This is a genomic window from uncultured Tepidimonas sp., from assembly GCF_938045175.1.
In the GTDB taxonomy this organism is placed as follows: domain Bacteria; phylum Pseudomonadota; class Gammaproteobacteria; order Burkholderiales; family Burkholderiaceae_C; genus Tepidimonas.
The window spans coordinates 1-10,075 of the sequence record NZ_CALIND010000171.1 but is presented as its reverse complement, the minus strand read 5'-3'; the positions used below and the strand labels follow the sequence as shown (position 1 = coordinate 10,075).

Here is a 10,075-nt window from a genome sequence, read left to right as displayed (position 1 = left end):
GCCAACTCGTTGCACCGCGTGTTGGTGGGCGATGCCGCGGCGGCCATCGTTTCGGCGACCACCCTGATCCAGGTCGATCCGCTGCTCGTGCAGCGCGTACGGGTGCTCATGCCCCTGCCCAAGGGGTTGTCGGCGGTCGTGTATCACGCCGCGCCCCGTTGGCGAGCGCGCGCACCAGCGTTGACACAGGCCTTGCTCGCCTTCGCCCAGACCGAGGAGGGCCGGGGCTTCATCCGCTCCTTGGGGCACGGCGGACTCGTGCCCGCCACCGACGACGACCTGCGCGCGCTCGACCCCTACGTCGTCGAATACTATCGCCTCTCATGACGACGCCGTCTTTGCTCCGTTGGGCCAGCCGCTGGCGTGCGTGGTGGTTGCAGCGTATCGATGACCGACCGTTTCGCGTCCAGCTCGCGTGGCTCACGGCGCTGAGCGCGCTGGCGGTGCTGCTGGTGGCGACCGTGGCGGGCATGGGCGTGGCGGATCGCGCCAACCAGCGCCTACTGGCCGCCGAAGAGGCGGCGCTGCGCCCCATGGTCGTGGCGGCGCTGACCGCGCCCATGATCGAGCGTGACTACGCCAGGATTGCCGAGGTGGTGCGCGAGTTGATGCGCAGCGAAGCGATCGATGCCATTGCCGTGCTCGACCACGGTGGGCGCGTCGTCGTCGACGAGCGGGCATCCGGGGCTTTGATGCGGGTGCCGTTTGCGCACACACTGTCAGTGCCGCTGGCGCAGGGCAGCTTGCAGTTTGGTGAGGTGCGGCTGTCGCTCAACCCGGCACCATTCCAGGTGCTGCTGCACATGCTGCTGGGGGGCGTGCTGGTGGCCGTGGCGGCTGGGGTCGCGCTGGCGGTGTGGCTGTTTCGCGGCTGGGGGCAGCACGTGGGCCTGCGGCTGCAGACCTTGCAGCAAGCCACCCACGCGCTGGCGAGCGGGGACTATCGGGTCCGTGTGCACGATTTGGGCCGCGACGAAATCGGGCAACTCGGGCAGGCCTTCAATGAGATGGCCGCTCGCATCGACGAGGCGGTGCAGGCCCTGGTGGTCAGCGAAAACCGCGTCAATGCCATCCTGCACTCGATCGGCGACGGGCTGGTGGCCACCGACCGCGCCATGCGCGTGACCTACCTCAACCCCATCGCGCAGGCACTCACCGGCTGGACGGCAGAGGAGGCCATCGGGCGGCCGGTGACCGAGATCATGCACATCGCCAACGCGCTAACCGGCGAGCCGGTCGATCTGCCGGTGGCGCGCGTGTTGGAGTGCGGTCGCATCGTCGGGTTGGCCAACCACACGGAGCTGATCGCGCGCGATGGCACCCGGCGCCACATCGCCGACAGCGCCGCGCCCATCCGCGACGCCAGCGGCGAACTGGTCGGGGTGGTGATGGTGTTTCACGATGTGTCGGAAGCGTACCGCCTGCGCAGCACGCTGGAGGACAGCCGTGCGCGTCTGGCGCTAGCGCTGGAGGCGGCGGCCCTCGGGCTGTGGGACCATTTCGTCGATGACGATCGCGTCGTATTGGACGCGCGCGCAGGCACGCTGCTGGGGTTCGAGTCGGGTCGGCAAGCGATCTGCCGCGACGAGTGGGTGGACCGCATCCACCCGGAAGACCGCGCCGTCGTCGAGCACCTGTACGTCACCCACTGCGCAGGCGCGACGCCGCACTACGAGGCCGAGTACCGTGTACGCCAGTCCAACGGCGGCTGGCGTTGGGTGACCTCGCGCGGACGCATCACCGAGCGCGACGCGCACGGTGGCGTGCGCCGCATCACCGGCACGCTGTTCGACATTTCGGAGCGCAAGGCAGCCCAGGCCGAAATCATCAACCTGGCTTTCTACGACGCCTTGACGGGGTTGCCCAACCGGCGTTTGTTGCTCGATCGTCTGCAGCAGGCCGAGGCGCTGGCCCGCCGCAACGACCAGCGCGGGGCGCTGCTGTTCATCGACCTGGACCGCTTCAAACACATCAACGACTCGCGCGGCCACGCGGTGGGCGACGCGCTGCTGCGGCAAGTCGCGCAGCGCCTGCGCAGCCGGCTGCGCAGCGCCGACACGCTGGCCCGCCTGGGCAGTGACGAATTCGTGGTGTTGCTGACGGATCTGCCGGGTGACGCGGCGGCGGCGGGCAGCCATGCGCACGAGCTGGCCGATCAGCTGCGGAAGGGGCTGCAAACCCCCATCGACGTGGAGGGCGTGCTGTATCACGTGTCGGCCAGTGTCGGCATCGCGTTGTTTCCGGACGGGCAGCGACTGGCGGAAGACGTGCTCGCCTCGGCCGAAGCGGCCATGCACGCGGCCAAAGAGGCCGGGCGCGACCGGGTGCGTTTTTTCGACCCGACCATGCAGGCCGCCGCGACCCAGCGCCTGCACCTGGAAAACGATTTGCACGAGGCGTTGGCGCGCGGCGAATTGGAAGTCTTCTTGCAGCCGCAGTGCGATGCGGCGGGCCGCGTCGTGGCGGCCGAGGCGTTGTTGCGCTGGCGCCACCCGCAGCAAGGACTGGTGCCGCCTGGCGCGTTCATCCCCCTGGCCGAAGAGACGGGGCTCATCGTGCCCATCGGCGACTGGGTGCTGGAGCAGGCGTGTGCGCTGCTGCGCGAGCTCGACGCGGCGGATTTGGCCATCGAAATCAGCGTCAACGTCAGCGCGCGCCAGATCCATGAGCCGGACTTCGTGCCCCGTCTGCAGGAGCGGCTGCGCCAGCACGGCCCGATCGCGTCGCGGCTGACGCTGGAGATCACCGAAAGCCTGCTGCTGACCGACACCGACCAGGTGGTCGGCAAGCTGCACGCGCTGCACCGCACGGGCGTCAAACTGTCGGTGGACGATTTTGGCACTGGCTATTCGTCGCTGGCGTACCTCAAGCAGTTGCCGCTGCACGAGCTCAAAATCGACCGCGCTTTCGTCGATGGCCTGCCCAACGACGCCAACGACACGGCTATCGTCAGTGCCATGCTGGGGGTGGCGCGCAACTTTGGCTTGCAGGTGGTGGCCGAAGGGGTGGAGACACCCGCGCAGCGCGAGCATCTGCTGGCACTCGGATGCAGTCGCCTGCAGGGTTACCACCTGGGGCGGCCGCAGCCGGCATCGGCGTACTTGGCGCAGTGGCTAAGCGGTGGCGGAGCCAGTATTACTGCCACAATTGCCCCTGATGCTTGACGAACCGACCCGCCTGCCCCCCGTCACCGACCCCACGGTGCCCCTGATCGACGACCCGCAGCTCAGCCAGCTGCGCGTACCGCCGCACTCGCTGGAGGCCGAGTCCAGCGTGCTGGGCGGATTGCTGCTGGACAATGCCGCCTGGGACCGGGTGGCCGATCTGGTGACCGAGACCGACTTTTACCGGCCCGAGCACCAGCGCATCTTTGCCGCGATCGCCGCCCTCATCAACGGCGGCAAACCGGCCGACGTCATCACCGTCTTTGAGCATCTGGCCAGCCTGGGCCGCGCCGACGACATAGGGGGGCTGGCGTACCTCAACCAGTTGGCCCAGTTCGTGCCCAGCGCCGCCAACATCCGCCGCTACGCGGAGATCGTGCGCGAGCGCGCCATCCTTCGAAAGCTCATCGCCGCCAGCGACGAGATCGCCTCCCAAGCCTTTGCCCCGCGCGGCAAGCCGGTGGCCACCATTCTGGACGAAGCGGAGCAAAAAATCCTCTCCATCGGCGAAGAAGGCAGCCGCATGAAGCAGGGCTTTCAGTCGATGGACAAGCTGGTCGTCGAGCTGCTTGATCGCGTGCAGGAGATGGCCGACAACCCCAACGACATCACCGGGGTGCCGACCGGCTTCATCGATCTGGACCGCATGACCGCTGGCCTGCAGCCGGGCGACCTCATCATCATCGCCGCGCGCCCCAGCATGGGCAAGACGGCGTTTGCCATCAACATCGCCGAACACGTGGCACTGCACGAGGGGCTGCCGGTGGCGGTGTTTTCCATGGAAATGGGGGCCGCGCAGCTTGCGGTGCGGGTGGTGGGGTCGATCGGTCGCATCAACCAAGGCCACTTGCGCACCGGCAAACTCACGCCCGATGAGTGGCCGCGCCTGACCGAAGCGATCGAAAAACTGCGCCACATCTCGCTCTACATCGACGAGACGCCGGGCCTGACGCCTTCTGAGTTGCGCGCCAACGCGCGGCGGCTGGCGCGCCAGTGCGGCAAGCTGGGGCTCATCGTCGTGGACTATTTGCAGCTCATGAGCGGCAGCCAAAGCGCCGACGAAAACCGCGCCACCGAACTCGGCGAAATCTCGCGCGGCCTGAAAATGTTGGCCAAAGAGCTGCAATGTCCGGTGATTGCGCTGTCGCAGCTCAACCGCGGCGTGGAGCAGCGCACCGACAAGCGGCCGATGATGTCCGATCTGCGCGAATCGGGCGCGATCGAGCAGGACGCCGACATCATCATGTTCATCTACCGCGACGAGTACTACACCAAGGACCAATGCAAGGAACCCGGCGTGGCCGAGATCATCATCGGCAAGCAGCGCAACGGCCCCACGGGGACGGTCAAGCTGGCTTTCCTGAGCGCGCTGACGCGCTTTGAAAACCTGGCAGGCTACGATAGCCATCCGTGATCGTTTATTGCGCAAGTCAACGCGGCGCTGGGACAACTCGATCAAACCAGGCAACAAAACGCCGCCCTCGTCGAAGAGGCGGCGGCGGCGGCCCAGAGCCTGCGCCAGCAAGCGGCCGAGCTGCAGCAGGTGGTCAGTCAGTTCCGCACCGGGGTGGGGGACGGAGGCCCCATGCTCATCGCCGCCAAATGAGCCCCAGCAGCGCGATCGCCGAAAACGCTGCCCCGGCGAAGAAGGTCATCGCAGGGCCCACCAAGGTCCATAGGCTGCCGGCGATGACGCTGGCGGCCAACAGCGCCGCGCTGCTGACCAGGTTGAAAACGCCAAACGCGGTGCCGCGCAAATCGGCAGGTGCCGCCTCGGCGACCAGCGTCGACAGCAGACCCTGCGTCGCGCCCATGTGCAGGCCCCAAATCGCAGCCCCGAGCCCCACAGTCCAAACGTGGGCGGCCAACGCGAGCGTGATGTCTGCGGCGATGAGCAGGAGCACGCCCCACACCAGCAGCGCGCGGCGGCTGCCGCTGTCGGACAGCCGACCAAAGGGGTAGGCACTGGCCGCGTAGACGCCGTTCATGATGATCAGGATCAGCGGTACCCAGGTCGCCGCGAGTCCCACATTCTCTGCGCGCAGCAGCAAAAACGCCTCTGAGAAGCGCGCCAGCGTCAGCACGGCGGCAAAGCCCACCACCCACCAGTAGCGGGAAGGCAACCGCGCGAGGCTATCGCGCGTGATGGGAAAACGCGGCTGCACGGCTGGACGGGTGGCATCGGGCTCGTCCACGCCAAAGGCGATGATCAACACGCACAAGACGGCTGGAACGACCGCCACCCAGAATACCAGGCGAAAGTTGTCGCCGCTGGCCGCCATCAAGGCCATGGCCACCAATGGACCGGCAAACGCCCCCACGGTATCCATCGATTGACGCAACCCGTAGGCGGCGCCGCGCTGTGCTTCTGGGGTGATGTCGGCGATGAGGGCGTCCCGCGGTGCGCCGCGTATCCCCTTGCCGATGCGGTCGAGAAACCGCGCCATCAAGATGGCGCCGATGCTGTTGGCGAGCGGGAACAGCGGCTTGGTCAGCGCCGCCATGCCGTAGCCGAGCAGCACCAGTGGTTTGCGGCGCCCGAACCAGTCGGACACCGCGCCGGAGAATACTTTGGCCATCGCCGCCGTGGCTTCGGCGATGCCTTCAATGACGCCCACCGACATCGCCGACGCGCCCAGCACCGTCACCAAAAACACGGGCAGCAGGCTGTGGATCATCTCCGATGAAAGATCCATGAACAGACTGACCAAGCCGAGAGCGATCACGCCTTGGGGCAATCTCATCGACACTCCTGACGGTTGTTGAACGGGTATCGACCGTTCGAGCATGTGCACGCGGTCGTCCCTGCGGGGTGGCTCGGGAGTGTGTCACGCTCGGTGCCGAGACGTGCCACGATATCACTGCAAATGGCCGTGCAGGATCATAAAAAAAGCCCACCGATGGGTGGGCTGGCGTGCTGGAATTTTGGCTCCCCGACCTGGGCTCGAACCAGGGACCTACGGATTAACAGTCCGGCGCTCTACCGACTGAGCTATCGGGGAATAGACGACTATTGTAGCACGGCGTCCTATCGATGTTACGGCGTTGCATCCGCTCGCAACGTTGCCCAACGCTGCATCAGTTCTGCAGCGGCGGCTGGCGCGTCGGGGGCGCCCACGATGGCGCGCACGACGGCGAACGACCCCACGCCCGAGGCGGCCACGGCGGGCAGCTCGGCCAGACCGATACCCCCGATGGCAACGGTGGGGATGTCACGGGCGAGTCGTGCGTAGCGCGCCAGCCGCCCCGGTCCTTGGGGGGCGGTCGGCATGGCTTTGAGCGTGGTGGGAAAAACGGCGCCCAGGGCCAGGTAGCTGGGGCCCAGCGCCCAGGCGCGCGCCATCTCGGCGTAACCGTGGGTGCTGATGCCCAGGCGCAGGCCGCTGTCGCGCAGCCGGGCGATGTCGTCTGGTGTCAACGTGTCGAGGTCTTCCTGCCCCAGGTGCACCCCGTAGGCGCCTGCGGCCATGGCGTGCTGCCAGTGATCGTTGATGAACAGGCGACAGGGCAGGCCGCGTACCGCCTCGACCGCTGCCTGTACCTCATGTGCCACGCGGTCGGGGTCGGGGTGTTTGAAGCGCAGTTGCAACGTGGGCACACCGGCGCGCGCCAGGCGCGCGACCCACGCAGCGTCGGGCAGCACGGCGTACAGGCCCAGTTCCCGCGGGCAGGGGGCAAACCGGGTCGGTGGCAGTGTCCAGCCAAAATCCGCCGGGTCATCCGGCCAGTCGGCGGGATCGAAGGGGCGGCCCTGGCAGCGCCGCGCCCACGCGGCCGACACATACCGGGCGTCCGCATCGATGAACCCCAGCCGACGGGCGGCGGCGTAGGCGACAGCGGCCACGGTCGCATCGGCTGGCGTGGCGTCGGGGTCCGCGTCGCGCTCGATGAACAAGTCGGTATGGTGGCGCACGATGGCGTGCATGGCCGCCAGCGGGTCATGGACCACCGTTGGCGTGGCGGTGGGGGCGTGCGCGTCGGTCATTCGGGCGGTCATCCCTGGTGCCAGAAGGGGGTGCCCAGCACGGGCGTGCTGGGCTGGGCCGAGGCTTGCGGTGGCATGGCGCCGGCACGGTACGCGGCCCGGCCGGCGGCGACGGCATCGGCAAAGGCGCCGGCCATGCGCACCGGGTCTTGCGCCTGCGCCACGGCCGTGTTGAGCAGCACGGCATCCAGCCCCCACTCCATGACCTGGCAGGCGTGCGAAGGCAGACCCAGCCCGGCGTCCACGATCAAGGGCACGTCGAGCCGCTCGCGCAGCGTGCGCAGCGCGTAGGGGTTGATCGGGCCGAGCCCCGTGCCAATGGGTGCTGCCCAGGGCATGACCGCCTGGCAGCCCACGTCCAGCAGGCGCTGGCAAAGCACCAGGTCGTCGGTGCAGTAGGGCAGTACCTTGAAGCCGCGCTTGATGAGCAGGTCGGCCGCTGTGGGGAGTTGCAGCGTGTCGGGCTGTAGGGTGTAGTCGTCACCGATCAGTTCGAGCTTGATCCAGTCGGTGCCGAAGACTTCGCGCGCCATTTCGGCGGTGGTGACGGCTTCTTGCACGCTGTGGCAGCCAGCGGTATTGGGCAGCACGGGCACGCCCAGCCGCTGCAACAGGGACCAAAAGCCGTGCGAGGCGTCGGCGCCTAACGCGCCGTGGCGGCGCAGCGATGCGGTCAACAGGCACGGCTGCGCGCGCGCGACGGCTTGCTCCAGCACCGCGGGCGAGGGATAACGCGCCGTGCCCAGCATGAGTCGGCTGCCAAAGGTTTGGCCGTAGAGGATGAGGGGGTCGGACGATGGGGTCGGGGTCATGGTGGGGGTCAGCCGCCGGTCACGGGGGCGATGATTTCGATGCGGTCGCCGTCGTGCAGGGGCGTGTGAGGATATTGGGCGCGCGGCACGAACTGCAAGTTGACGGCCACGGCAAAGGGGGCGCTGGCAGGCAGGTCGGCCGTCGCGCGGGCCACGGCGTCGGCCACGGTGGCGCCGTCGGGCAGTTCGGTGGGATGGGCGTTGATGACGACGATCATGGCTCGCAGCAGGCAGCGGTTTGGCGGGCCGGCACGAAGCGCAGGCCCAGACGCTGGGCCAGTGACACGGTGCCACCATGCAGGTATTCGATGACTGCATCGTGCACGGCAGGCGAGATCAGATAGCCGTGTCGATACAACCCATTGATCTGCAGCACGCGCGGCGCCGCCTCGACCACGGCGGGCAAGTTGTCGGGCAGCGTGGGGCGGCACTGTGCGCCCAGTTCGAGCACCCGGCCTTCGGCAAAGCCGGGGTGGACGGCGTAGGCGGCGCTGAGCAGCTCCAGCGTGGAGCGCACGCTCGCAGGGGAGAGGTCGTCGGATTCGATCTCGGTGGCGCCGATGACGAACAGGTGGTTGGGCTTGGGCGCGATGTAGATGGGATAGCGCGGATGCAGCAGGCGCGTGGGGCGTTGCAACGTGACGTCGGGCGCATACACGCGTGCGACTTCGCCGCGCACGCCCCGCAGCGGCCCCGCCGTGGGTGCCGGGGCGCTGGGCCAATCCGCCTTGGCCCCCAGGCCGCGACAGTCCAACACCCAGGCGCCGGGGTGGTCGCGCTGCCAGTCTTGGGCCTGCGCCAGCGTCATCGGGGTGGACCACTGCACCGTCACACCGCACGACCGCAGTGTGGCCAGCAGCGCATCGAGCAGCTGCCGGTTGTCGAGTTGCCCTTCCTCGGGCAAATACAGCGCTTGCGCAAACCGGCCCGCCACCGCGGGCTCCACAGTGGCCAGCGCGGCGGCGTCGAGCGGCTGCGGCGCGGGCAGCTCCGGCAAGCGCTCGGTCGTGGCGCGCAGCAGGGCTTCGAAGCGAACGGCCTCGCGGGCGTCTTGCCGATGCCACAGGATGAGCGTGCCGTTTTGCTGAAAAAAGACCGGCTGGTCGAGCCCTTCGCACAGGGCGCGCCAGCGTGGCAGCCCGTAGCGCCCCATGGCGACGACGTTGGGCTCGGTGACAGCGGACTCGGCCAACGGTGCGAGCATGGCCGCGGCGATGCGGGCCGCTCCCCCGGCCTGTGACGGCCCGTCGGCGGCATCGACCAGGTGCACGCGGTGGCCCGCACGGGCCAAGGTGACCGCCAACAAGCGGCCCATCAGGCCAGCGCCCAGAATCAGCACGGGGGGAGACGTCGTCATGATCCGCGATGGTACCCCAGGGAAACCCGCGCCATTGACAGAACACAACAATCCCGCGCACGCGGCGGATAATGTCACGCATGTCACACCTCAACGATCTCGCTCACCCCAAGGCGGCGCGTTACGCGCGCGTGTTGACCATTGCCGGCAGCGATTCGGGCGGCGGCGCGGGCATTCAGGCCGACCTCAAGACCATCGCGGCCCTGGGCTGCTACGGCATGACGGCGATCACGGCACTGACGGCGCAAAACACCCTGGGGGTGCGCGCCATCCAGGGGGTGCCCGCGTCGTTTCTGAAGGAGCAGATCGCCGCCGTGGTGGAGGACATCGGCGTGGACGCGGTCAAGATCGGCATGCTGCATGCGCCGGACATCGTCGATGCCGTGGCCTGGGCCATCGACACCTACCGCCTGCCCAACGTGGTGCTGGACCCGGTGATGGTGGCCACCAGCGGCGACACCTTGATCGAGGACGCGACCATCGAGCGCCTGGTGCGCGAGCTGTTCCCGCGCGCCACCGTGGTGACCCCCAACCTGGACGAGGCCGCGTTGCTGCTGGGCCGCCCACTGGTGCAGGTGGACGAGCTGGAGGCCGCGGCCGCCGATCTGCTGCAGCGCGGCGCGCCAGCCGTGCTGCTCAAGGGCGGGCATCTGCCCGGGGATGTGGTCACCGACCTGCTGGCCATTCGCGGCGAGCCGCCGGCGTACTGGATCCGCCTCAGTGGTGAGCGCATCGTCAGCGACAACGTGCACGGCAC

9 protein-coding genes, 1 tRNA gene and 1 pseudogene are annotated in these 10,075 nt (G+C 68.3%); 5 read left to right on the top strand and 6 right to left on the bottom strand.

What is annotated here, in order from left to right:
• The 4 genes and pseudogenes from Q0716_RS08985 to Q0716_RS08970 form a co-directional block, all read left to right on the top strand.
• Positions 1-327: PhnD/SsuA/transferrin family substrate-binding protein (locus tag Q0716_RS08985; protein ID WP_299022257.1), on the top strand; the 327-nt coding region annotated here is incomplete at its 5' end.
• Positions 324-3,164, top strand: coding sequence for an EAL domain-containing protein (locus Q0716_RS08980; protein ID WP_299022255.1), 2,841 nt, complete (start codon positions 324-326; stop codon positions 3,162-3,164). The genes Q0716_RS08985 and Q0716_RS08980, both read left to right, overlap by 4 nt.
• Complete coding sequence (gene dnaB / locus Q0716_RS08975) at positions 3,157-4,578, top strand: replicative DNA helicase (RefSeq protein WP_299022254.1); 1,422 nt, start codon at positions 3,157-3,159, stop codon at positions 4,576-4,578. The genes Q0716_RS08980 and dnaB overlap by 8 nt, the downstream gene beginning before the upstream one ends.
• Before the next feature lie 6 nt (positions 4,579-4,584).
• Positions 4,585-4,770, top strand: a pseudogene (locus Q0716_RS08970) (methyl-accepting chemotaxis protein); the annotation flags it as partial.
• Here the strand turns inward: Q0716_RS08970 and Q0716_RS08965 are convergent.
• The 6 genes from Q0716_RS08965 to Q0716_RS08940 all read right to left on the bottom strand — a co-directional run bounded on the left by Q0716_RS08965 (position 4,754) and on the right by Q0716_RS08940 (position 9,318).
• Complete coding sequence (locus Q0716_RS08965) at positions 4,754-5,908, bottom strand: MFS transporter (RefSeq protein WP_299022253.1); 1,155 nt, start codon at positions 5,906-5,908, stop codon at positions 4,754-4,756. The pseudogene Q0716_RS08970 and the gene Q0716_RS08965 overlap by 17 nt on opposite strands.
• Positions 5,909-6,090: 182 nt before the next feature.
• Positions 6,091-6,166: transfer RNA gene (locus Q0716_RS08960), tRNA-Asn, on the bottom strand.
• A 35-nt stretch (positions 6,167-6,201) separates the two neighbouring features.
• Complete coding sequence (locus tag Q0716_RS08955) at positions 6,202-7,161, bottom strand: thiamine phosphate synthase (protein ID WP_299022251.1); 960 nt, start codon at positions 7,159-7,161, stop codon at positions 6,202-6,204.
• A complete protein-coding gene (locus tag Q0716_RS08950; RefSeq protein ID WP_299022248.1) occupies positions 7,158-7,961 on the bottom strand; it encodes a thiazole synthase in 804 nt (267 codons plus the stop codon). Before Q0716_RS08950 ends, Q0716_RS08955 begins: the two co-directional genes overlap by 4 nt.
• An 8-nt stretch (positions 7,962-7,969) precedes the next feature.
• Complete coding sequence (thiS, locus tag Q0716_RS08945; RefSeq protein WP_299022245.1) at positions 7,970-8,179, bottom strand: sulfur carrier protein ThiS; 210 nt, start codon at positions 8,177-8,179, stop codon at positions 7,970-7,972.
• Complete coding sequence (locus Q0716_RS08940) at positions 8,176-9,318, bottom strand: FAD-dependent oxidoreductase (protein ID WP_299022241.1); 1,143 nt, start codon at positions 9,316-9,318, stop codon at positions 8,176-8,178. Before Q0716_RS08940 ends, thiS begins: the two co-directional genes overlap by 4 nt.
• 80 nt (positions 9,319-9,398) lie before the next feature.
• Between Q0716_RS08940 and thiD the strand changes: the two genes are divergently transcribed.
• Positions 9,399-10,075, top strand: a 677-nt coding sequence (gene thiD, locus Q0716_RS08935; RefSeq protein ID WP_299022238.1) for a bifunctional hydroxymethylpyrimidine kinase/phosphomethylpyrimidine kinase, incomplete at its 3' end; no start/stop codon positions are given.